21 protein-coding genes are annotated in these 23,250 nt (G+C 36.7%); 14 read left to right on the top strand and 7 right to left on the bottom strand.

Going from position 1 to position 23,250, the window contains the following annotated elements; translation table 11 throughout:
- Positions 1-12: 12 nt before the first annotated feature.
- On the bottom strand, positions 13-1,182 hold the full coding sequence (locus NTX65_08775; GenBank protein MCX6169421.1) for a DUF362 domain-containing protein: 1,170 nt from the start codon (positions 1,180-1,182) through the stop codon (positions 13-15).
- Positions 1,183-1,386: 204 nt separating this feature from the next.
- Here NTX65_08775 and NTX65_08770 point away from each other — a divergent pair, with 204 nt between their 5' ends.
- The 4 genes from NTX65_08770 to NTX65_08755 all read left to right on the top strand — a co-directional run bounded on the left by NTX65_08770 (position 1,387) and on the right by NTX65_08755 (position 6,092).
- Entirely contained in the window at positions 1,387-1,857 is a 471-nt protein-coding gene (locus tag NTX65_08770; GenBank protein MCX6169420.1) for a DUF2007 domain-containing protein, read from the top strand.
- Between the two features lie 30 nt (positions 1,858-1,887).
- Positions 1,888-3,147 (top strand): hypothetical protein, encoded by a 1,260-nt coding sequence (locus NTX65_08765; GenBank protein MCX6169419.1) that lies wholly within the window; start codon positions 1,888-1,890, stop codon positions 3,145-3,147.
- 255 nt (positions 3,148-3,402) lie between these two features.
- Entirely contained in the window at positions 3,403-5,526 is a 2,124-nt protein-coding gene (locus NTX65_08760) for a VIT domain-containing protein (GenBank protein ID MCX6169418.1), read from the top strand.
- Positions 5,527-5,690: 164 nt separating this feature from the next.
- The gene (locus NTX65_08755) at positions 5,691-6,092 is read left to right on the top strand and encodes a PEGA domain-containing protein (protein ID MCX6169417.1); all 402 of its coding nucleotides are present in this window, start codon (positions 5,691-5,693) and stop codon (positions 6,090-6,092) included.
- A 4-nt stretch (positions 6,093-6,096) separates the two neighbouring features.
- Here NTX65_08755 and NTX65_08750 read toward each other — a convergent pair whose 3' ends face one another.
- The 6 genes from NTX65_08750 to NTX65_08725 form a co-directional block, all read right to left on the bottom strand.
- The gene (locus NTX65_08750; GenBank protein ID MCX6169416.1) at positions 6,097-6,993 is read right to left on the bottom strand and encodes a PfkB family carbohydrate kinase; all 897 of its coding nucleotides are present in this window, start codon (positions 6,991-6,993) and stop codon (positions 6,097-6,099) included.
- Positions 6,994-7,034: 41 nt separating this feature from the next.
- Positions 7,035-9,824, bottom strand: coding sequence for a hypothetical protein (locus NTX65_08745; GenBank protein MCX6169415.1), 2,790 nt, complete (start codon positions 9,822-9,824; stop codon positions 7,035-7,037).
- Positions 9,821-10,735 (bottom strand): DMT family transporter, encoded by a 915-nt coding sequence (locus NTX65_08740; GenBank protein ID MCX6169414.1) that lies wholly within the window; start codon positions 10,733-10,735, stop codon positions 9,821-9,823. Before NTX65_08740 ends, NTX65_08745 begins: the two co-directional genes overlap by 4 nt.
- Positions 10,736-10,798: 63 nt before the next feature.
- Positions 10,799-11,161 (bottom strand): sulfite exporter TauE/SafE family protein, encoded by a 363-nt coding sequence (locus NTX65_08735; GenBank protein ID MCX6169413.1) that lies wholly within the window; start codon positions 11,159-11,161, stop codon positions 10,799-10,801.
- Positions 11,162-11,267: 106 nt separating this feature from the next.
- Positions 11,268-12,908: a M1 family metallopeptidase gene (locus NTX65_08730; GenBank protein ID MCX6169412.1), complete on the bottom strand. Its 1,641-nt coding sequence runs from the start codon at positions 12,906-12,908 to the stop codon at positions 11,268-11,270.
- 130 nt (positions 12,909-13,038) lie between these two features.
- Positions 13,039-13,917 (bottom strand): aldo/keto reductase, encoded by an 879-nt coding sequence (locus NTX65_08725; protein ID MCX6169411.1) that lies wholly within the window; start codon positions 13,915-13,917, stop codon positions 13,039-13,041.
- A 109-nt stretch (positions 13,918-14,026) separates the two neighbouring features.
- On the opposite strand from NTX65_08725, the gene NTX65_08720 reads away from it, so the two are divergent.
- The 10 genes from NTX65_08720 to NTX65_08675 all read left to right on the top strand — a co-directional run bounded on the left by NTX65_08720 (position 14,027) and on the right by NTX65_08675 (position 23,247).
- Positions 14,027-15,865, top strand: coding sequence for an ATP-binding protein (locus NTX65_08720; protein MCX6169410.1), 1,839 nt, complete (start codon positions 14,027-14,029; stop codon positions 15,863-15,865).
- On the top strand, positions 15,866-17,194 hold the full coding sequence (locus NTX65_08715) for a sigma-54 dependent transcriptional regulator (protein MCX6169409.1): 1,329 nt from the start codon (positions 15,866-15,868) through the stop codon (positions 17,192-17,194). It abuts the gene before it with no gap.
- A gap of 475 nt (positions 17,195-17,669) precedes the next feature.
- On the top strand, positions 17,670-18,440 hold the full coding sequence (locus NTX65_08710) for a MotA/TolQ/ExbB proton channel family protein (protein MCX6169408.1): 771 nt from the start codon (positions 17,670-17,672) through the stop codon (positions 18,438-18,440).
- Positions 18,441-18,448: 8 nt separating this feature from the next.
- Positions 18,449-18,913 (top strand): biopolymer transporter ExbD, encoded by a 465-nt coding sequence (locus tag NTX65_08705; GenBank protein ID MCX6169407.1) that lies wholly within the window; start codon positions 18,449-18,451, stop codon positions 18,911-18,913.
- Between the two features lie 15 nt (positions 18,914-18,928).
- Positions 18,929-19,429, top strand: coding sequence for a biopolymer transporter ExbD (locus tag NTX65_08700; GenBank protein MCX6169406.1), 501 nt, complete (start codon positions 18,929-18,931; stop codon positions 19,427-19,429).
- A gap of 15 nt (positions 19,430-19,444) precedes the next feature.
- A complete protein-coding gene (locus NTX65_08695; protein MCX6169405.1) occupies positions 19,445-20,197 on the top strand; it encodes an energy transducer TonB in 753 nt (250 codons plus the stop codon).
- A gap of 11 nt (positions 20,198-20,208) precedes the next feature.
- Entirely contained in the window at positions 20,209-20,409 is a 201-nt protein-coding gene (locus tag NTX65_08690; protein ID MCX6169404.1) for a hypothetical protein, read from the top strand.
- A complete protein-coding gene (locus tag NTX65_08685) occupies positions 20,393-21,262 on the top strand; it encodes a substrate-binding domain-containing protein (protein MCX6169403.1) in 870 nt (289 codons plus the stop codon). Before NTX65_08690 ends, NTX65_08685 begins: the two co-directional genes overlap by 17 nt.
- A gap of 3 nt (positions 21,263-21,265) precedes the next feature.
- Complete coding sequence (locus NTX65_08680) at positions 21,266-22,678, top strand: tetratricopeptide repeat protein (GenBank protein ID MCX6169402.1); 1,413 nt, start codon at positions 21,266-21,268, stop codon at positions 22,676-22,678.
- Between the two features lie 5 nt (positions 22,679-22,683).
- A complete protein-coding gene (locus tag NTX65_08675; GenBank protein MCX6169401.1) occupies positions 22,684-23,247 on the top strand; it encodes an inorganic diphosphatase in 564 nt (187 codons plus the stop codon).
- Positions 23,248-23,250 lie beyond the last annotated feature (3 nt).

The raw sequence follows: 23,250 nt of genomic DNA, 5'->3' as shown, positions 1-23,250 counted from the left end.
GAATCAATCCGGTTACTGTAATTCAAATTTTTGCAATTCGATTTTATCAAGATCCGCGACACCGAGTTTCAGATTTTGAGCGAGATCTAAAAATGTTCTGCTTCGCGGTGAATCTTCTTTTTGTATTTTTTCAGCAATTCTTTTCTTAATTACAATTTCGTGTCCGATCCTATCAATAGCTACCGGGTCAGTTCCAACTAAAACGGTTTTGTAATCCGTGAAGAATTGAGGATTGGCAGCGGGTCCGCCGTTAAAACAACCTTTGATTCCGTCAACAATGTTAAGAACCACTTTATCTCTCAAAGGTGGGAATGCACAAACCTCTGCACAAGTTTCTGCCCAAAGCTGTTTATGTAATCTTCCGGTATTGCTAACGCTTCCGAACGCAATATTTTTCAAGCAAAGCGTAACTGTAGATCCCGCGTTCTTTAAAATTGGAACGTTTATAATTTTATCTACCATTTGTGTAACAATTTTTGTGAAGTAGGAATTTTTTCCTTCGTTAACCATGTATGGAATTGTTTCCGAATCATATTTTTCTTCACAATCCGCCCAGTAGTACCAATCTTTATCAATCATTCTTTCGCCGTAAAGTTTTCCATTTTCATCATACATTGTACCATTTTCTCCTTTACGTTCAGTACCAATTATTTTAATATCGGGAAAAGCCGCAGTGGCAAATCCGGCTTCTGCTAATTGTTCTTCTCTTCTATCCCATATTAAAATATTTTTTCTAGGGATCCCGGCTTCTTCCAGTTGTTTGATAATAGCTTGCGTAACTTCGACACTAGTTGAAAGTGTCGATCCCGCAACCGGATTCACTTTCAATCCGATTCTATCATTTTCATTTACAAACATTTTCCATGCACCGTTTAAAGACTGCGCTCCGGTCAATGCCAGCATTCCTTTTGCAATCATTTCGTAAGCAGCTTGGTAAACGATTTTGTTCTCAACGACTGAATTGATGTGAGTAACTTGAATAACTTTTCCCGGAAATTTTCCTGGCATCGAATTTTCATTGCGTGGATATTTCTGCATTTCGTTGATATTTGTTGCCGGCTTTGCCGGCGGCTGAGTTTGTGCGGTAATATTGTTTGCAATTAAGATTGAGATAAAAGCTGTCAGCAAATTCAGTTTAATGCTTCTTGATATTATTCCTACTACTTCTCCTTTCCGTTTCATAATTGATTCCTATGTTTAAGAAGATATTTTCAATACGTAACTTAAAAATATGTAAGACAAGTTACCGCAAAATATGCCGGGTTAACGGGACTTATAACGAATCTTTTTATTTGCCAGCGAGAAAATTTCTCTCTAAGTTGTTTTTAACTTCTTATTGTTCTAATGGATTTTCGATCACGACCATGATTATAGGTGGATGGAAAAATGACAGAAGGTGAAGAAAAACAAGTTTGTTCTTTATGTGAAAACCAAGTAAAAGAAGAAGATGATTTTTGTCCAAATTGCGGAACGCTCTTCATCGAAGACGTAAAATGTTCCGAACATGAAGAAATTAAAGCAGAAGGAGTTTGTGTAATCTGTGCCTCACCTTATTGCGGTGAATGCGGGCTCTTCGTTGATGACAGGATTTTCCTTTGTAACAATCATTCCGAATATGAGACGATAGAAGGCATGGCGTGTGTTTTGTCTGCCGATGATTCTATTCAGGTCGAACTTATAAAATCGAATCTAGAGGCGGAAGGGTTACACCCGTTTGCCTTTCCAAGAAATATAAGCTCAATTCATTCATCCATTGCGTATACTGGCAACAATAGCAATAATTATCCTTTGATGGTTCCATTCGATGAAGTAAACCGTGCAGAAAAAATATTACGTGAGTTAGAATTGTTGGGATAAAATTTATAGATATAATTTTTGGAGTTGTTAATGAACGCAAACACAAAATTTGGTTTCATTCCCGTTTCAAGTTCCATAACGCAAACACCGATTGAGGAGATAGTTGGAGAATTGATCCCTTCGCTTCACTCACTTGGCGGAGAGCAGTTTACTGATGAAATGATAGCTGCTTCGTTACCGGTTTATTATTTGATAGTTACAGGCGGAACCGAAGAAAAAGTTCTAATACTCCAGACTGAACGGGAAAAAATTTCAAAAAATGAACCGGTGATATTGTTAGCCCACCCAGGAAATAATTCGCTTCCGGCTTCGCTGGAAATTTTAGCCCGGTTAAATCAAGATAACCGAAAGGGAAAGATCATTTATCTTGATTATGAAACGAATAAAGATTGGCAAGACGAATTAGAAAAAATTTTGAAACATCACCTCGTTTATTATCAGTTGAATAATACCAAGTTGGGACTGATTGGAGAGCCATCAAGCTGGCTTGTGGCAAGCAAGCCGGAGTTATCAACAATCAAAAATGTATGGGGTCCGAGTGTAATTAAAATTGATTTGGAAGAACTCAAATCAGTGATTGATGAAGTTAAGGAAGAGCAGATAAGTGACGATCTCCATTCGTTAACTGTTAGGGCAACCGAAATAAAAGAGCCCTCAAAAAAAGAAATGAAAAGTGTTGTAAAAGTTTATGCGGCATTGAAACAATTAATAAAAAAATATGAACTAACAGCAATTTCTGTGCGCTGTTTTGATCTGGTTACTGATTTGAAAACCACAGGTTGTATTGCGCTTTCAAAATTAAATGATGAAGGAATAGTCGCCGGATGCGAAGGAGACCTTGTATCAACACTTGGAATGTTATGGGCAAATTTTTTAACGGATCAAGTTGTGTGGATGGCAAATCCCGCACAATTAGATGAATCGAACAATTCTATTTGGCTTGCACACTGTACGGTTCCGTTGAGTTTGGTCGAGAATTATAAATTGCGTTCACATTTCGAGTCTGGACTTGGTGTAGGTATTCAGGGAAACTTATCAAAAGGTAAAGTGACAATATTGAGGTTAGGCGGAAAAAATTTAGAAAAAATCTGGATCTCAAATGGAGAGATCATCGAATCGGGCTCATCAGAAAACCTTTGCAGAACACAAGTAAAAGTGAAGCTTCACGGAACGTCCAAAGCATCAGATCTGCTGATGTCACCACTCGGAAATCATGTTCTATTGATGCGGGGCAGTTATGCAAAAGAGTTGACGGAGTGGTGGGAGACGTTTATTGAAGAGTACAATTAGAATTTGTTTTTCTTAATCGGTTGAAGTACGAATTCTATTTTTTTAGAGCGAAAATAATTCATTAGTAGTTGTACTAATGATTTGTTTATTACTCTCTAAACGCAGATAAAATCGGGGTACAAAATTTGAGCATGCTATTTATCATTACTGCTCAAAAGTATGATAATCATCAATTCAAATTCATTTCAGTTGAACTCACTATCGAAAGGAAAAGACAGGACACAAAATTATAAACCAACATAAAAGGGGGGCGCGATGCTTTCTAGATTTACAAAAATCATAATATTATCGTTTATTTTAGCTGCAAATCTGCCTGCGCAATACAATCTAACCGTCCAAGATCCGCAAGCGACTTGGTATCAATCTAAGGGTACAATTGAAGAAGCAGTTTTTTCCGTCGGTCCAAAAGGTTTATACAGCCAGGTAAGTATGTATTTAACCTTTTCAGCGAGAGGCGGAAATTTTTTAAATGGGAGCCAGCTTGAAACTGTAATGAATTTTGATTTACCGGAAGGAAGTTTTGTAACTGATCTTTGGCTCTGGATAGGAGATAAAATCAGTAAAGGAATTATGCTCGATGTTTGGAGCGCCTCTTCAATTTATGAAGGAATTGTTCAAAGAAGAAGAGATCCTGCACTTCTTATAAAGAAAGGAACCAAAAGCTACGAACTCAGGGTCTACCCAATGGATAAAAACAGTACCAGAAAAGTTAGAATAACTTATCTTGTTCCCAACACATGGAACGAGACCTCAGTTTCAACTCCTCTGCCTGTAGAACTTTTAAAAGTATCATTGAACAAAGTTAACACTGCACGTGTAATTACCTGGACTACTTCTGAATGGACAAATCCATCAGTAAGCGGGGTAGATGGTGTATTCCAATCGCAGCATGATACTTTTTTTGATGAACACACCAAACTCGATATCAATAATCCCAACACTAGTTATCCATACTCACTGAATTTTAATAATCCGATGATAAACGGTGTTTATTTCAAATATTACAAAACGGCTCAAGATGGATTTTATCAACTCTCCTTAATACCAGCGGCATCTCAAAATGTAACGAATAAAAAAGTACTTTATCTAATAGATTACGATTCGAGGAAAAGCACAACTACGCGCTCTCAAATTCTTAGTGATCTGAAGCAGATGTTGCTGACCAACGCGAAGCCGGGAGATAATTTTAATCTCTTTTACTCTGGTCTTAGTATCGGGAAACTAAGCAGCGATTGGCTGAATGCAGACGCTGCTGGGATTAACGGTGCATTTCAATCAATAAATGAAAATTCACTTTCGACATACAGCAATCTTCCAACTTTATTGAGAGAAGGGTACGATTTTTTGATTAAGAAAGGGGGCGGACTTATTTATTTAATTTCCAATTCGGATCAGCTTGGCAGTAATCTGAATGCTAATCAAGTAATAAGCGACATAAAGAATATTCTAACCATAAATATCCCGACCTATGTTCTGGACTATAACGACAAAGATATTACCTACTTTTATTTCAACAACAGATCATACCTTGGTAACGAATATTTATATGATAATCTTTCAAAACTTACGGGAGGATATTTTCAACACATTTCCGGCGGATTTTATAATACTCTAAATGATCTCCATTTAAAATTAAACGGCACAATTTCTTCTTTCGATCTTTATACTACTCTGGATAACGGATTTTGCTATTCGCGCCAGACTCTTGCAAACAGCGGTTCTACAATTTCAATGAATAAGCCGATAATTCAAATTGGCAAATTTCTCGGTGAATTCCCATTTATAATTAAAACTTCCGGCATCTACAATTCAGTTCCTTTCACCCAATCAATGATAATTGAAGATGCAAATAATAAAATGGGTGAAAGTGCAATCGAGAAAATGTGGGTGAATTCTTACATCAAATCACTCGAAGTTGGGACGCCTAATAATTCAACGGTAACCGAAATTTTAAATTTGGGTATCGAACACAAGATATTAACAAATTATACTGCTTTTCTAGCTCTGGAAGATACCACTTCAATTTGTAGAACATGCTACTATGATGACGGCAAACCGATAGGTTTTACTGACGTTAAGGATGAAAAACAAATCCCCACCGATTTCTCTTTATCCGCTTACCCAAATCCATTTAACTCGCAAGTCGCCATTACGATCAAAATACCTATGCAAATGCTTGGACAAAATTTCACCTTCAAAATCTATAATCTATTGGGGCAAGTAGTAAAAACTTTTACGGTAAACGATCTTACAAGCGTGATCAAATTATTCTGGGACGGTAAGAATGATGAAGGACAATTAATATCGAGCGGCGTGTATATCTTTACTATCGCATCGCCCAGTTTTACTAAGTCTCTTAAACTGATGTATATGAAATAAACTAATTATTATCGGAGATGCGCTCCATGTCTGAGAGCGCATCTTTTTCTTCAAAACCTCAATTAATATCCACTCCCGTTATCATAATTGAACAAGACAAAGCTTAAAACGGCTAATATTTTCCATAAAAATTTCGATAATAATAGCAACAATGGAAACGATTTATGAAAAGACTATTAATTATTGCGACTGTGATTAGTCTTGCAGTTTTATTTAGCGCGTGTTCAACTGTATTAAACACAACAACTCAAGATGTAGAGCTGAAAACAACTCCGCCCAGTGCAAAAATAACTGTCGACGGCAAAAAATTTGGTACGACTCCTCAGCAAGTAAATGTTGACCGCGGAGCGAATCATGTAATTAAATTTGAATTGGAAGGATACGAAACGTACGAGACTCAACTAACAAGAAAAATTTCTTTTTGGTTCTGGGGTAACGCACTCAACGGATTCATTCCGGGAATGATTGTAGATATGTTTACGGGCTCAATGTATAATTTATTACCGGAAAAAATTGAAGTTGAGTTAGTGCCCGCAAAGATAGTTGTACCAACAAAGAAGAAGTAAAAGTTTAATTACCTTTAAATAAATTTTTATATTTATCATAAAAAGAATCATCTTCCGGAAGAGCGCCTTCAACTGTACATATTTCGCCGGCAAACTTGTTAGCCATCTTATTGATTTTTTCAATATCCCAGCTGAGTAAATAACCAAGACAAAGTATTGCAGAATAAGCATCCCCCGCACCTAAGGTATCAACTATTTTCTTTACCGAGGGCTTGTTTTTGCTTGTACCGTTTCTTGAAAATAAATAAGCGCCTTCCTCTCCAAGCGTAATACATAATAAATCCAAATTGTATTCTTCAATTAATCTTTTTGCAGCGTCTTTAATTTTATATTCTCTTTTAAACAACAGATCGGTAATGATTTTGAGTTCATCTTGATTTGTTTTAATTACATTGGATTTACTTAATGCCATTGAGATCATTTGTTCGTTAAAAAAATTGTGGCGGAGATTAAGATCGGTGAAGTATTTTATTCTTTCATTGAGAAGGTGCTCAATAGTACTCCTTGTGGTAAAATTTCTTTGGGACAATGTTCCGAAGTAAAGCAAGTCGGTTTTTTTTGCTACTAACTTTTTAATTCCATCGGTCAATTCTATGTAATCCCATGCACTTTCCGGAGAAATTGTAAATTGAGGGACTTTGTTTTCAAGCAGCCGAAGATTCACTTTTCCGGTGGGATAATGCGGATCGATTGAAATATTCTTACAATCAAATTTTTTCGATTTTAGGAACTTGAGAATTTCTCTGCCGTTTTTATCATCGCCAACCCTCGAAATAAAATTCCCTTGCCCGTTTAATTTCCATATGTGATAGATGAAATTGAACGGAGCCCCGCCAAGCTTTTTATATTCCGGATAAACATCATATAATATTTCACCAATTGAAGTAATTCTGAAATCCATTGTTCACTTTTCCTTTCCAAAGGAAAGTTTTAAACGACATTTTACTTTTTCCACTCTCTGTTTTCAAGACGGTCTTTATCTTGTTCTTTTGCATCGCGCATCATCTCTTTAACGTTATCAATTTCCGGCGATTCTTTCAAGGATTTCCAATCAAATTTTTCATCAAGAGGATCGAGTGCTTTCTGAGGATCAAAAATTCTTCTGTTTATATCAAGCGCTGAATAAGGCGTAAAATCCGGCTTTTCCGTAAAGAAATCAGCAAGATCATTTGCGCCCGCATCATATTGATTTAGATACGGAATGCCAAGAACATTCCAGAATGTTTTAAAGATGCTTCCGAAACTATAATGAATATGACTTACATAATTTCTTTTCACATAAGGAGAAATTACCATAAGCACACTTCTATGAGCATCAACATGATCAACTCCATTCTGCGCATCATCTTCTGTAATTACAATCATCATATTTTTCCAATACGGAGTATGAGAAAGAAATTCAACAAAGCGACCTACAGCAAGATCATTATCAGCCATATAACTTTCCCGGAATGGATAACCAGCTGCCGGGCGTTCGCCGGCACCGTGATCGTTAGGAACAATTGCAGTTATTACCGAAGGCATCTGCTTGCCTTCGCCAATCCATTTCTCCTTAAACTCTTTGATAAACATATCCGCGCGAAATTGATCCGGAATATTTGTGTTATACGTTGCATATATTCTTGACGAATTATTATAGAGCGGTGCGGAAACCGGAAAGTTCACGGTGGACTTAACACCGGTATATTTAAAACTTTCATGATAAGCGCCTGGCTCGAACATTAATCCGCAACCGAAATTGAAAAAATCCTTTTTGTTTCGTGCAAGATGATCCCACAATGTGCCGGCTTCATTCATGTCTTCCGGATATACAGCACCCGCTGCGCTGTTCATTCCAAATACTCCGGGCGCCTTTGAATCTTCTTTGAAGTCCCTGTTATCTCCGTAATTAGCCGGGGTTGTTGTTTCAACCCATTCATTGGGATAGTTATTTGCAAGCCATCGATGACCATCTGCCGAAACATCCGAATCAACATAAAAATTATCAGAGATCGCAAACTGTTTTGCAATTTCAAGATGATTTTTCATAACGGTGGTGTTTTTTACTTCAAGAGTTTTTTTTCTATTTGAGAATGAAACATTTCTTCCGTAGCGCGCAAGCGTTGAATCGCCGTCTCCTTTTTCAACTTGCCCAAAGATTTCATCGTAAGTCCTATTCTCCTTTGTTATGAAGACAAGATGTTTAATTGGACTTTCTTTTTCCATTGGGAAAAGAGGGATCGGATTATTCTTACGTTCTTCAAATTTCTGTGAGCTTGATTTATCAATTGAAAAATTATTTTCAACAACTTTTTGTGTAAGGGATTTCAATTCATCATCATTTGGAAGATCAACTATATTTACCGTCCCTTTCATTAGATTACCGATGTAACTTCCTTCCGGACCGGGTTTGAAATTTTTACCGCCGTTTGGACCGCTGCCAAAACCTTTAGCGTTTGCAATAAATAATTTTTTACCGTCATTGCTCACTTTTAATTTTGAGGGGAACCATCCAGCGGGAATATGTCCAATCACTTTCAGTTTTTTTATATCAATAACAGCGATGGCATTGATGCCGGATTCAGCTACATATAATCTTTTCTGATCAGGTGATAGAGCCAAACCAAACGGAATTATTCCTCTAAAATTTTTTAACCGTTCGTCAAGAATAAGTCGAATTGTATTAACAATTTTTTTCTTCTGAATATCTATAACTGAAATAGCATCATTTGTACCGTTGCTAACAAACGCATATTTATTTGTTGCTACTAAAGAATTTGGGCTCGCTCCGCCAACCGCCGGAATCCCTTCAATCACTTCACCAATCTGAACTCCTGTCTTGATCTTAGCTGTTACACGAACATTATTTTTTTTGTTTTCGAGTACAAACACCGAGAAAGCGTCGGCTGAAAGCGGGTCGCCAAGACCCGGCACTTCCAGTTCTCCTACCTTTATACCGGTTTCAGATTCTTTCGATAAAAATGGGAAAGCCGGAAAATTAAGCGCTTTCTCATTCATGTTTTGTTTTGTAATCCCCCGTATCATTCTGTACTCATACATTCCAACGTTTGCTACAAAAATATTTTTTTCATCGGGTGAGAGAGTAATTCCAAACGGGTATCTCCCAACCGGAACACTTTGAATTAACTTTTTAGTTTTCGTGTCCGCCACAATCATTCTAAAGTTGATTTGGTCAACAGCGTAAATTGTTTTTCCATCTTTGGATAAAATTAAATCTCCGATATATCCGTGCGTGTAATCTGTTTGCTGATCTTGATAAGAACAATTAATAGAATCAATTTTGCTGCCGGTGGATAGATCAAACAAAAATATTTTGTTTGTTTGCCCGCCTGCTACGTAAACAATTTTATTGTTTGGTGAGATCGCAAGTCCCATAAACACCGAAGCAAGAACTCCTTTGTCGGTTTGTGCGCCGTGTGGAACCTGTTTTACTTCCGGATTATTTCCCAAAACATTTTTGATAATTGTAATGGATAACGGTTCGGTTCCGGAGTTTGCAGTTACGATAATATTCCCATCGGGACTAATGGCTAATCCATACGGATGCGGGGCGGTTAAAATATTTTTACCCAATGGAGTAATAAATCTCCCATTTGGAATAACTGTTTTACCGTTTTGATTGATCTTTGTAAATTCTTTTTTAGCCGGGGCAGAAAAAACCCAAGGATCGTACTTAGCTTGAGCATTTAATAATGAAGTCGCTATGAAGATAATAAAAAATATTTTTTTCATGTTCTTATTCTATCGTTGTTAGTATTAACTATTTTATCCGGCACCGAAATTAATTTTTTTCTTCTGATTTGAACAATTACAGCACCGAGGAAAGCGATGAACATTCCGATTCCCTCATTAATTGTTATTGATTCACCAAGAAAAAGCCACGCCAGCAGTGCAATTTGAATCAACATAGTTCCGTTTATAATGCTTGATTCCATTGCTGTTAAATTACGTAAAGTTAAATTCCAAATTGTGAATGCAAATGCTGTGTTTACAATTGAGAGCCAAAATAGAAATAGAATATTTGTAAAACTTATTGAAGGCAATCCTTGAAAAGTAATTCCGGTAACAAGCATTACAACCGAACCGATGCCCATACTGATTAATGTAACAGTAACTGGATCAATTTTGCAGGTGCGGTTTATACTGCGGCCTAAAACCGAAGATGCGGCATTGGCGAGAACACCGATCAGCATCACACCAATTCCCAGCGCTCTGCCCGGCGGTAGATTCACCGGATAAAAATAGAACAGAATTCCAACCATGAATAAAAAAGTGCCTAGCCATTGAAGAAGAGTTGGTTTTTCTGATAAAAGAAAAATGCCCAGTACAGCAACAATTATCGGTGTGAAGTTAAGAAGCAAACTAACAGTAACCGCCGGGAGGAGAGAGAGCCCGATGAACTGGGTGCCTTGTGTAAATGTATAAAATAGGAAACCAAGTAAAGCTAATTGAATCCAATTTTTTTTGTTTAAGCTTTTTATTGCTGCTATTCTTCTTTTTGTTAGCGCGAATGGGAGAAGGCAAAAAAATGCAAGCACATAACGCAAACCCGCAAATGTTAGCGGAGGAATATCTTTCAGCCCCCACTTAATTATTATAAATGAAGTTGACCAAAGAAATGTAACCAGAAGAGCAAGAAAAATTGCTGCTGTTCTTGAAATCGGTTTTGAAAAAATAGAGACCTCGATCTTTAAGAAGCCCGAATATTACTTTCCCATAAACAGTTTAATTGAGTATGCAAGAAGAAACACTGCAAATATTTTTTTTAAAACGCCCTCCGGAAGAGTTAAGGCATAGAGCGAAGAGAAATAACTTCCAATAACAAAAGTTATGACCATAATTCCGGCGGCTTTCAAATTAATATGACCGGCTTTGTAATAATTCATTACTGCAAGAATACCGATCGGCAATAGCAATAAACCAAGTGAGGTTCCCTGCGCATCTTTTTGGGTGTAGCCAAGAAAACCAACTAGCATAGGAATAATAATTATGCCGCCGCCTATTCCCAATACTCCGCTAATCAATCCCCCGGCAAGACCAATTAAAAGTAGAATAATAATTTCGTTCATATGCCAAGTTCTCTGTTTAGTTGAAATTATTTTTTATTATAACAAGTATTACTGATCGCATCGGGATCTTATAGCAATAATTTAAATCCGGATTTAAAGCTATCTATTATTTTGATGTACTCATTAAAATCCATCCGCTCGGATCAACTGTAAATTCAGCGCCCGGTGGTAAATCGAACTCGCCTTTTCCATCTTTCATTTCGACACGCATAGTTTTTCCTGCCAGTTCAACTTCAACAGGAAGAGGGAATGGAAGATTGTTCTCAGTCTCCCAGTTCAAGTCAATTTTATTCTCACTCTTAACTACATTTAGTTTAGGTAAAGAAGCATGTCTCAGATATACTTCAAAGAACCAATCCAATTTTTTACGGGAAATTTTTTCAGCAATTGCCAGTAACTCATCTGTTGTCGTAATCCGGCATTGTCTTCCGTCTGTTATTTTTTCCATCTCCTCAGTTGGATACGCCCATCGTCTCAGAACTTTAAAAAATACTTCATCGCCAAGATAATATCTAAGTGTATGCACTATCCAGCCACCTTTATAATAGATATCGTTGCCGTAACTTTCCCCCGACGTTTTTTCCCCGCGCGGTGCAACCGGCGTTTTATTGGCAAAGCGTTTAATGCTTTTCATATAACGGAAGTATTCATCTTTTCCGAAAACTTTTTCTAGATAAAGCGGCTGCATATAAGTTCCTAATCCTTCGTGAATCCAGAAATCGCTCCAATCTTTACATGTCACAAGATTTCCCCACCACTCATGAGAGAATTCATGATTGTGAAGCCAGTCAAATGCGAATTGCGGATGATTTTTCCAACCATACCCATACGCAATGGCGGTTTGCTGTTCCATGCCGAGATGCGGAGCTTCAACAACTGCATATTTATCCGCACGAAATGGATATGGACCAATAAGTTCTTCAAATACTCTCATATGAGTTAAAAATTGTGGAGCATGTTCTTTTGCTTTATCATAACTTTCCGGTAGAACCCATACTGTGAATGGAAATTTTTCACCTGTTACACTTGTGTAATCATAATCAATTCGCTTATATGGACCGAGATAAAATATTACTCCGTAATTATTGATTGGAGTTGATACAAACCAGTTCCATGTTTTAGTACCGTTGTTGTTGTCTGTTGAAGAAATATATTTTCCATTGCTTACTAGGACAAGATCGGCAGGTGCCGTAAAATGAAGAGAGACTGAATCCGGCTCATCGGAAGGATGATCTTTGCACGGCCACCAAATATCTGCACCTCCGCCTTGACAGGTTAGAGTTACCCACTCTTTTCCTTCTTTTGTTTTGGCAAGAACAAGTCCGTCATCCCAAGGCGGTTTTTGTGCAATGCGCGGCACTCCGGCATAAGTAGTTCTGATCGTAAACGTTTCTCCTTTTTTAATAGGATTTGGAAAATTGATCCAGACTTTGTTGCTATCATGTGAATAATTCAGATCAATTTCTTTCTTGTTTTTACTTATTGATTGAATGCCGTCAATTTGATATCTGCCGTCTAGGTCAATCAAAATTTTATTAAGATCATTAACGGCTTCAGCGCGCATTATAACACTTCCGCCAATCGCTTTTTCTTTCAAGTCAATTGTGAGATTTATATCGTAGAACTTTACATCATAACATGCTTGAAACGGAGAAAGCTTGCCGCCGGAATCCTGAGAGCCGAACTGCGCAAAGATATTGATTGTAAAAAGAAAGGACAATAAAAAATATTTTGGTAGATTTTTCATAAAAATTCCGTTAAATGAAAATTTCTTTATAAAAGATAGAATACATATTACGCCGATTCAATTGAAAGCCGAAAATATTTTATCGTCAAAATTGATAAACCGTTACACTTTTCAATTTATTGGATTTGAACTATACTTGCCCAGTCCAGCCATCATCATTTTGAATAAAAGCGTTTCTAAGTGCAAGGTAAATGTCTTCAGGCAACTTTCCCTTACTGACTATTTCAATGTTCTGTTTCAAATGTTCAATATTTGTCGTACCGACAATGCATGAATTCACGCCTTCCGAAAATGCTGCAAAACGTAACGCCGCTTCATTCCATCCTATCCCGATATCAATATGCATTTTCTTCCATCGCAGCCAATATTCTTCTGCATAATGTCCGTGCGGTTGTTCATTAAACCGCCACGGGGCATTTGCTATGGGACGTTTTGCAATTACTCCAATATGTTTTTTTATAGTTGTTGGAAAAATATTTTCGAGCTTTCTTTGATCGCATATGTTGAAAGATGTTTGAATTGCTTGAAATACATTTGATTCGACTGCAAATTTCAGCTCATCATTTTCACCGGAGTATGCGGCAACTTTTACTTTTCCGGATTGAACAGCATTTTGCAAAGCCAGAATTGCATCGCCTCGTCGCAATATTTCAAGTGAACACGAATGCAGGTGAACAATGTCAATAAAATCTGTTTGCAACAAACTTAGAGCTTCATCGACGCCGGAAATAATACAATCGTAAGACCAATCCTCTTTACCCGGAATTCCATATCCGACCTTTGTTGATAGAACAAATTCATTTCTGCGATGAGAAATAAATTTTCCAATTCTATCTTCGGATGCATAGTAGCCGCGGGCAGTATCAATTAAATTAATACCGTTATCTAAAGCAAAATTTAAAATTTTATTCACATTTTTATCCTCAACTGCTAAATCTCCAATTTCACCGGCGCCAAAACCGAGAATAGAAATAAGTAAGCCAGAATTGCCGAATTTCCTTTGCAGCATTTTGTCCAGTCCGAATTATTAGTATCTAAAACTAAATTAATAAAAAGATGTTTATTTAAGCAACGCAATCAGCTATTTTATATGTGGAAATTAAATAGTTCTTGAATTAATGATAAATTTATATACTACAAGTCTTCGCAGCAAAATTCTTCTCGGCTTCACAGTCATCCTGCTAATTATGTTTTTTGCAACACTCTGGAGTATCTACAACTTTTATTATCTGAATGAGTCGATAAAAAAAACAATGCAGGAAAACTATACAAGTATTATTGCGGCAGATAATATGGGCAGAAGCTTGGATGAACAGCTTCAAGCAATTGTAATAATGTACAATCAGAATTTTGAACAGGGGGAAAGATTATTTCAGAAATACCGGGACGACTTTTACTTTTGGTATGATAGAGCACGTCTTTCTGTTGTAACTCAAGAAGGAAAAAACATTTTGGACTCGCTGAATGTTGGGTACCAGAAGTTGCAGAGAGATATATCCAATATTGATTACAACATTTATCGTGCTGAAAAATATCCCGCCCTTAGAACAGATTTTGTAAGATTCTTAAATGAAATCCAGGCAATCAAAAAAATTAATTATGGCATATTGGAAATTAACCATACATCGTTGAACAGTTCTGTTTCCCATGTAATAGATATCACTCAGAGCGCAACTATTGCAATACTAATAATTCTTTTTAGCGCAATCGGAATTAGTTTAACATTCGGATCGCGGTTCTCCGATTATATAGTAAAGCCAATTACAAAGCTGCGGGAATCTGTAACTCATATTGCCGAGGGCCATTTTGATGAAAGGATAGAAATTGATGAAAACGCGGATGAAATAAATAGTCTGGCGGAAGAATTCAACAAGATGAGCGAGAAACTTCAAGTGTATGAACGTTTCAATCTGAACAAAATTTTATATGAGAAGAAAAAATCCGAGCTAATTATTGAAAGCATGAATGAAGCGGTCCTGCTGGTTGACGAAAATTTCAACATAATCTTATCTAACAAAACATTTAATGAATCTTTTCCGCCAGAACTTTTTGATCTTGGGATCATTCGTACTTTGCTCTCACCGGATAAAAATAAACAGAACGGTAAAAAATATTCAGATCAAGAGGAAAGATTCCTAAAAGACGATATAATGAAGGTTAAAGATAGAGCAGGCAACCAAAAATATTTTAAAGTAATTGCCGCTTCGTTGGAAATACCCGAAAGTGATATGAAAGGGACGGTAATAGTATTCAACGATATTACAAAGTATCAAGAACTGGATAGAATGAAATCAGAATTTGTTGCTAAAGTCTCTCATGAACTGAAGACGCCACTAACCTCTTTGGGGATGGCGCTTGGTATTATAGAAGATAAAATTGTAGGCGAGCTAACGGTTCAACAAAATGAACTAATTGTTTCCATGAAAGAAGATTATGAACGCTTGAACCGGCTAGTATATGAGATACTTGAACTCACCAAACTTGAATCAAGTATTGGGCGCGTAAAATTTGAGAAATTTGCAGCACACAAACTTGCCGAGCACATTCTGAAAAAGTTTTCTATTCTTGCAAAAGAACACAACATTGTTCTGATAATTAATGACGAAAGCCATGAATTAAAAATTAACGGCAGTTACGATAACATAATCAGCGCTATTGAAAACTTAGTTTCAAATTCTCTGCGGTTTACCCCAAATGGCGGTAAAATAAATGTTAGATTTTCAAGAGCCGAAGAAAATTTATTGATAGAAATCTCCGATACTGGGATTGGAATTAGTCCGGACAACTTGAAAAAAATATTTGATAAGTTTATTCAAATTGATGATACGGCGCCGGGAAGCCTGGGGCTCGGTCTATCCATCGCCAAAGAAATAATTGAACTTCACCATGGAGAAATAAAAGCTTTCAGCGCATTAGGTCAAGGAAGCACATTTCAAATTAAATTACCGGCAGCTTAAATGTATAAAGGGAAAATTTTAGTAATAGACGACGAAATTAATATCTTAAAAACAATTGAACTTTCTTTGAGTTCTTCCGGGTATTCCCCGGAAGTTTTTTCGAATCCCATTCTGGCGTTTACGAGAATCAAAGAGATTTATTTTGATCTCGCATTTATAGATTTAAAAATGCAACCGATGAACGGATTGGAAGTTTTAAGCGAGATAAAAAAAATATCGCCGGATACAACAGTTGTGCTAATGACCGCGCACGGATCAATTGAGTCCGCAGTTGAAGCGATAAAAAACGGCGCATACGACTATATAACGAAGCCATTTACACATAAAGAATTTATTCACATCATTGAGCGCGTCTACGAACATCATCGTTTAAGCAAGAAGATCAAAGGGCTCACCTATCAATTGGAAGAAAAATTTGAGGAAGAAAATTTTGTTGCCTCAAATCCGGCGATGAAAGAAATCTTAAAAACAGCTAAGGATGTAGCGGATAGCGACATTCCAATTCTGATTGAAGGTGAAAGCGGTACAGGCAAAGAGGTGCTTGCGCGGTTCATTCATAAAAACAGTTCTCGTTGTAATAATCCGTTCATCACAATAAATTGTTCCGCCATACCCGAAAATCTTTTTGAGAGCGAATTATTCGGACATATTAAAGGCGCATTTACAAACGCAATAAAAGATAGAATTGGTAGATTAGAACTCGCCGATACCGGTACAGTTTTTTTAGATGAGGTTGCAGAGATTCCAAAATCAATGCAGGTGAAACTTCTACGGTTCCTTCAGAGCATGGAATTTGAAAGAGTTGGAGAAAGTATAACTCATAAAATTGATATACGGATTATCAGCGCTACAAATAGAAATGTTGATGCCGATTTGAGCAACGGAATTTTACGCGAAGACTTTTATTTTAGAATTGCCGGAATTAAAGTAAAACTTCCGCCATTGCGTGAAAGGAAAGATGAAATTCGGGCCATGATTGATCATTTTATCAAAAACTATTCGAAAGAAAGAAATATTATTATTTCTGATGATACGAAAAAACTACTTTTTAATTATGATTGGCCTGGTAACATTAGAGAACTTGAAACGGTGATCAAAAGATTGCTGGTGTTTGCAAAAGACGATATTGTCAAACCGGAATACCTACCTTCCGAAATCACTCAATTTAGACCGAAGCAGATTGATTATCCAAAACAAAAAATTGAAGACCTCGAAAAAGAACATATAATAGAAACATTAAAAATTGCACTTAACACAAAAGAGGCCGCTAGAATCCTTGGTATTTCTGAAACGACACTTTGGAGAAAAAGAAAGCTCTACGGATTATAATTTTGTTCTCCATCTTCATTAAGTAAAATATTACAATTATCGTGTTGTGTGAATTAAAAATATAGTTTAATAAACTGTTGAAACAGTTAAAAAAAACATTGTTTCATTGATCAACCCCGCGATTAATCGCGGGGTTAGAATCACAAAGCACAATGTTAGAACCGTTTTAACGGTTCACATTCTAATTCACACAACGGGTTACAATTATTATTTCCGAAAAATTGCGTCATTTCATTGAAATTTCATTTTGAAATACCCGTAAAGCATTTTAATAGAATAATTTATTTTGCCTTGATTGCAAAATGAAATCCCCTTACTTTCACTCTGCAATTTTCTTCCTTCTAATTTAATAGTGAATTCTACGCATTCCGTGATTTCGCGAGAATTTGGCCGGATTTAATTCTTAAATTACTCCGGCATAGTAATTGGTAGTTTTTAAGCAACACTTTAATTTATTAATAAGGAGAGTCGTAAAATGAAACAGTCTGCTTTTATTGTTATCCTCTTTGTTCTGGCAATGGTAGTTTCTGTTGCAATCTACGAAGTCGGTTTAGGTAATCCAGCCAACTTCTCAGATGCAGCCAAAGAAAAACCCGTTAATACTTTAGGCCGTACGTACACCGGTGGTCCTCTTATTTCTCTTTTAATTGCCCTTTCAATCATGGACGTTGCTATTATTATCGAAAGATCTCTTTCATTAAAAAAAGCAGCTGGAAAGAAAGCAATTCCGAAATTCTTCAAAGGCGTGATTGATCAAATTAGAGCCGGACAGATAGATGCAGCAATTACTTCTTGCGACGCTCAACGCGGTTCAGTTGCAAACGTTCTTAGAGCAGCATTAAGCCGTTATAAAGAATTGACTTCTGGTAAATCATCCATTGATGCTGAAAAACAACTTGTTGAAGTTCAGCGCTCGGTTGAAGAAGCAATGATGCTTGAAGTACCGATCTTGGAAAAGAACTTGATTGCTCTTTCGACAATCGCATCAATTGCAACAATGACGGGTCTTCTTGGAACAGTTATCGGTATGATCCGTGCATTTGCGGCTCTTGCTCAATCTGGCGCACCAGATGCAATTGCTCTTGCAACCGGTATTTCTGAAGCGTTATTCAACACAGCAGGCGGTTTGTTCGTTGCTATCATTGGTATCGTTTCTTATAACTTCTTCGTAAATAAAGTTGATAACTTCACATTCCAGGTAGATGAAGCATCATACAATGTAATCCAACTTCTTAAAAGCAAGTGAGGTGATTAATGCCGCGCATTAAAAAAGCCCGAGTCGCGATTAGAATTGATATGACTCCTATGGTGGACGTGGCCTTTTTGTTATTAACATTTTTCATGTTAACTACACAGTTCAAACCACCGGAAGCAGTGCAAATTGAATTGCCTCTTTCTCACTCGGAAGCAAAACTTCCAGAGTCGAATACGATGACTATCAATATAAGCGACAGCAGTAAGATTTATCTTGGATTCGATTCTTCTAATCTTATGGAAAGTATTTTTGGTCAACAAAACAAGTTAAAAGAAGCTATAGAAGTGAAACCAGAAGCTTTAGGTGAACTTCTTATGAAAGCAAGAATTGCCAATCCTAAGCTTGGAACTATTGTAAAAGCAGATGCTAATGCAGATTATGGTCAGGTTTCCGATGTTATAGATATTTTACAGAAAGTACTTATTTCACGATTTGTAATGGTTACTAATTTTAAAACAAATTAATTATAGGAGTAAAACATGGCCGGTGGAGATGTTGGCGGCGGTGGTGGCAGCCACAAAAAGCGTGGAAAGAAAAAAGCCAAAAAAAGAGTTAGCATTAGAATTGATATGACTCCTATGGTAGACGTGGCTTTTCTGCTTCTTACATTTTTCATGCTTACTACCGTTTTTAGAAAACCCAACGTACTTGAACTAAATTTTCCTCCTGATAAAGATGCGACAGTTAAGATGGATGAAAAAAACTTATTGACGGTTCGGTGCGATGATCAAATGAATCTTTTTTGGAATGTCGGCTTTGAACTTCCTCATAAACTCACATTTGCTGAATTGAGAAAGTTTTTGAAAGATAAACGAACTGAAAATCCTAAATTCGTTGTTCTAATAAAAATTGACAGGAAGAGCAAGTACCATGCTATGGTTGATATTGTGGACGAACTAAATCTTGCGGGATTGGGAAAATATGCGTTTTCACCAATGACCGATATTGACAAGAAAGAAATGTCAAAAGCAACCATTTAAGGATTGGAGAGAAAAATGTCAGAGACTAATTCAACAAAAAATAACGGCGGGATTTACGGAGCCTTCGAATTAAAGAAGCTCTACCCCAGGAATTATTCCATCGGAGTGATGGTTGCAATTATTCTTCATATAGTCGGCTTGACTTCCTATTATGTTTATCAAGCTATGACAAGAGAAGAATACGACAACATTCCGACAGTAAGAATGATGAAATACAGCGAACTTGGACCCCCACCTTCACTTACAAACGAAGCTCCTCCTCAAATCGCTGTAGCAAGTCAAACAATAGCTCCTACTGTTGGCGTGCCTGTTCCAGTTCCTTCGGAAGAAGCTCCTCCGGAACAGACGATTCAATCACAACAAGAGATGAGTCAGCAAGCTGCACCTTCATTAAGTACAGATATGGGTTCGGGAGCGGCGCAGATTACTTCAGATATTAAAATCGAAGAAGAAAAAAGTGACGACCCCGATTTTGACAAATTTATTCCTTATGAAAAAGGACCGGAAATGATTGTTAGTGCAAAACCGGAATATCCTGAGATTGCAAAACGAGCCGGTATAACTGGTAAAGTATTTGTCAAAGTTCTGGTTGATAAAGAAGGTAAACCCAAAAGAGCTGTTGTAATTAAATCCGATTCTGAGTTGTTTAATGATGCAGCAATTGCTGCGGCAATGAAATCCGCTTTTACTCCTGCTATTCAGAATCAGCATCCAATAGCTGTTTGGATTGTACTTCCTTACAAATTTCAATTGCAGGATAACCAATAGTGCAGAATATAATGACGTATATAGCTTATACGGCGGGTGCAGTATTTATTTTTCTTGGGCTGGCAATATTATTTACAAATATATTTCCAGCCCAAATTCCTTCTCAACTTAAGTTGATGATGGGAATTGTGCTTACTCTTTACGGTATTTTCAGAATCGTTGCTACTACGTTTAATAATAAAAAGCGACAGAGTAATGAGGAATCTGATTAAAATATCGTTCTTACTCTTGGGGTTTCTTGCCATATTTTCAGCTTGCCACGAACGCCAAGAAACGGCAATCAAGGGTTATCTTAAATGCTATGTGGATGAATCCCTTTATGATGTAGTTAAAGCGGAAAGAGATTCCTTTATTGTACGCTATCCCCAAAGTAAAATCGATTTGGTTACTGTTAAAGCACGAGAAGGTATAACCGCTGTGTTTAACGGAGAGACTAAATTATTTGTTAGTTCAAGAAATTTAAATGACGAAGAAAGAACCTTTTATGATAAGCAAAAATCTCAAATGAAGGGATTCAAATTCTGTTTTGATGCGGTCGTTCCGATTGTTCGTGAAAATGACCCTAATGAAAAGATAACGCTGGATGAAATAAAAAAAATACTTAGGGGAGAAAGACGCGATTTTACAGTATTTGTCCCGGAACACAATTCCGGTGTTTATGAATATTTAAAAGAAAAATTGCTTGATAATCAGGAACCCAAAAATGTTTCAATAGTTCAAAGTGAAAAAGAGACAATCAGTAAAGTGAAATCTGTTAAAAATAGTTTAGGGTTTGTAGGACTTAACACATTGTCCGATGTAAAGGGAGTGAAAATTTTAGAAGTCGCTTCAAAGACAAGAAGCGACGGTGAGTCATTATATTATAAACCATATGTCGCATATCTTGTAAGCGAGTCTTATCCATTAGTAAGAACAACAACAATTTTCATTAATGATTATGGAATTGGTTTAGCAGCGGGATTTTCTACATTCTTAACAAGTTATGATGGTCAAAAAATAGTTTCACAAAATAATCTGGGACCTGCAACAGTTCCCGTAAAAATGGTTGAACTAAATCGGCGGTAAAAAATGAAAAAACGAATGCTCATATTTTTCGGTATTGTTTTTACAATTATCAACATCAACGCTCAGAGTACCGTGAGTGATGGTGAAAAAGCGATTAAGGATAAGGATTATGCTAAAGCATTAAAAATCGCCAGTGAAATGATTGAGGCGAATAATACTTCTGACGCTTTTAAATTATTGATTCCTCTAGAACAAAAAGGCGTGATGGATAAAAAACTTTTTGAATATTTTGGCGATGCGTATGCCCAGATGAACGTAACTGAAAATGCTATTAATTACTACGCCAAAGCCGAAGCGATCGATTCGTTAGATATTGCACTGAAGTTTAAAAGCGCTGAAACTTTTGTTAAAGCAGAAAGGTACACGGAAGCTGTTAATAAATATTTAAAAATTGTTCAAATTGATCCGAATAATGCAAAAGCTTTTATACAAGCAGCTACAATTTTATACAAAGCTAAATTATACGCAGATGCCGCCGTTATGTATGAAAAATATTTGGCTTTAGATCAAACTGAAGACGCTTACCAAAAAATTACAAGAGCATTGCTAGAATCCAAGAGCTATGAAAAAGTTTACCAATTTGCTTTAGAGGGATTGAAAAAGTATCCGAACAACTCCTTATTAAACAAAGGCGCCGCGATATCATCCTTTGTTTTGCAAAAATTTGACGAAGCCGGAAAATATTATTCTGCCGTTCCCGATTCTGAAATGACTGTAAGCGACTTGAAAAATGCCGGTAGAGCATTTCAATTGATGAAAAATGATTCAACCGCGATAAAATATTACGAAAGAGTAATTCAAAAAGATAGTACACAATCTGCTTTGTTCATGGATATGGCAAATAATTATTTCCGTAACAAAGATTACGAAATGGCAATAAAATATTATACGGCAAAAATTAAACTTGATCCGACATATGAACCGGCATACCGTAATGCTGGATTTGCTTATTACGAAGCGAATAATTGGGATGGTGCTAGACAGGCATTTTTGAAAGCAAAAGAATTAAGTGATACAACGTTTACAACCAATTATTGGCTGGCACAGGTTTACACAAAAATGGATTCTTCCGACCAGGCCGCAGAACAATATGTAAAAATTCTTAAACTTACAGAGGGCAGGGAAAGTCAATTTAAGGATTACATTTTGGAAGCTGTAGTTAATCTCGGTCAAAGAGCATTCCTAAAGAAAAATTACACAGGTGCAATCACGTATTATCGAAGAGCTAATCAAATTAAACCGAATGACTGGAGATATATGGAATCGCTCGGCGCATGTTATCAAACATTGCAAAATTATGATGAAGCTATTAAATGGTATTGCGCTACAGTGAAGATTAATCCTAAAAGCGAAAACGCCAGAAAAGGTCTTAGAATGATGAGTGCGGATGATTGTATTCCGAAGAATGGCAAGTAAAGAAAATGGCGTCTGATAAAATTAGAAACAATTTCAATCCTTGGCATAATGTAAGTTATGGTAATGATGCACCGAGAATTGTAAATACAATAATTGAAATTCCCGAAGGATCGAAAGCTAAATACGAACTTGATAAAACCAGCGGTCTACTTAAATTAGACCGCGTTTTATTCTCTGCAGTCCACTATCCCGCCAATTACGGATTCATTCCACGAACTTTAAGCGACGATGAAGACCCTCTCGATATCTTAGTAATTTGTTCTGTTGAAGTTGACCCGCTTTGTCTGATTGAAGCAAAAGTTATTGGCGTTATGGAGATGGTTGATAATGAAGAAAAAGATGAAAAGATTATTGCGGTTGCCAAGAATGATATTTCGGTTAATTACATTGAAGATTTAGAACATATGCCGCCGCATACAATGATACAACTTCAGAGATTTTTTGAAGATTACAAAAAACTTGAGCACAAAAACGTTGTTGTTGAAAAGATCGTTGGTAAAGAAGAAGCGTATTTGGTTATTCGTGACGGTATAAAACGTTACGAAGATAAATACGGGAAAGATTTTTGACGG

The sequence above is a fragment of the Ignavibacteriales bacterium genome (genome assembly GCA_026390795.1).
Classification (GTDB): domain Bacteria; phylum Bacteroidota; class Ignavibacteria; order Ignavibacteriales; family Melioribacteraceae; genus Fen-1258.
Note: the sequence above shows the minus strand (reverse complement) of the source record. Positions and strands in the feature narration are given on the sequence as shown.

Bases quoted from the DNA above. Each gene is read 5' to 3' on its own strand.
- NTX65_08775 (MCX6169421.1), bottom strand. From the start codon at position 1,182: ATGAAACGGAAAGGAGAAGTAGTAGGAATAATATCAAGAAGCATTAAA.
- NTX65_08770 (MCX6169420.1), top strand. From the start codon at position 1,387: ATGACAGAAGGTGAAGAAAAACAAGTTTGTTCTTTATGTGAAAACCAA.
- NTX65_08765 (MCX6169419.1), top strand. From the start codon at position 1,888: ATGAACGCAAACACAAAATTTGGTTTCATTCCCGTTTCAAGTTCCATA.
- NTX65_08760 (MCX6169418.1), top strand. From the start codon at position 3,403: ATGCTTTCTAGATTTACAAAAATCATAATATTATCGTTTATTTTAGCT.
- NTX65_08755 (MCX6169417.1), top strand. From the start codon at position 5,691: ATGAAAAGACTATTAATTATTGCGACTGTGATTAGTCTTGCAGTTTTA.
- NTX65_08750 (MCX6169416.1), bottom strand. From the start codon at position 6,993: ATGGATTTCAGAATTACTTCAATTGGTGAAATATTATATGATGTTTAT.
- NTX65_08745 (MCX6169415.1), bottom strand. From the start codon at position 9,824: ATGAAAAAAATATTTTTTATTATCTTCATAGCGACTTCATTATTAAAT.
- NTX65_08735 (MCX6169413.1), bottom strand. From the start codon at position 11,161: ATGAACGAAATTATTATTCTACTTTTAATTGGTCTTGCCGGGGGATTG.
- NTX65_08730 (MCX6169412.1), bottom strand. From the start codon at position 12,908: ATGAAAAATCTACCAAAATATTTTTTATTGTCCTTTCTTTTTACAATC.
- NTX65_08725 (MCX6169411.1), bottom strand. From the start codon at position 13,917: ATGCTGCAAAGGAAATTCGGCAATTCTGGCTTACTTATTTCTATTCTC.
- NTX65_08720 (MCX6169410.1), top strand. From the start codon at position 14,027: ATGATAAATTTATATACTACAAGTCTTCGCAGCAAAATTCTTCTCGGC.
- NTX65_08715 (MCX6169409.1), top strand. From the start codon at position 15,866: ATGTATAAAGGGAAAATTTTAGTAATAGACGACGAAATTAATATCTTA.
- NTX65_08710 (MCX6169408.1), top strand. From the start codon at position 17,670: ATGAAACAGTCTGCTTTTATTGTTATCCTCTTTGTTCTGGCAATGGTA.
- NTX65_08705 (MCX6169407.1), top strand. From the start codon at position 18,449: ATGCCGCGCATTAAAAAAGCCCGAGTCGCGATTAGAATTGATATGACT.
- NTX65_08700 (MCX6169406.1), top strand. From the start codon at position 18,929: ATGGCCGGTGGAGATGTTGGCGGCGGTGGTGGCAGCCACAAAAAGCGT.
- NTX65_08695 (MCX6169405.1), top strand. From the start codon at position 19,445: ATGTCAGAGACTAATTCAACAAAAAATAACGGCGGGATTTACGGAGCC.
- NTX65_08690 (MCX6169404.1), top strand. From the start codon at position 20,209: ATGACGTATATAGCTTATACGGCGGGTGCAGTATTTATTTTTCTTGGG.
- NTX65_08685 (MCX6169403.1), top strand. From the start codon at position 20,393: ATGAGGAATCTGATTAAAATATCGTTCTTACTCTTGGGGTTTCTTGCC.
- NTX65_08680 (MCX6169402.1), top strand. From the start codon at position 21,266: ATGAAAAAACGAATGCTCATATTTTTCGGTATTGTTTTTACAATTATC.
- NTX65_08675 (MCX6169401.1), top strand. From the start codon at position 22,684: ATGGCGTCTGATAAAATTAGAAACAATTTCAATCCTTGGCATAATGTA.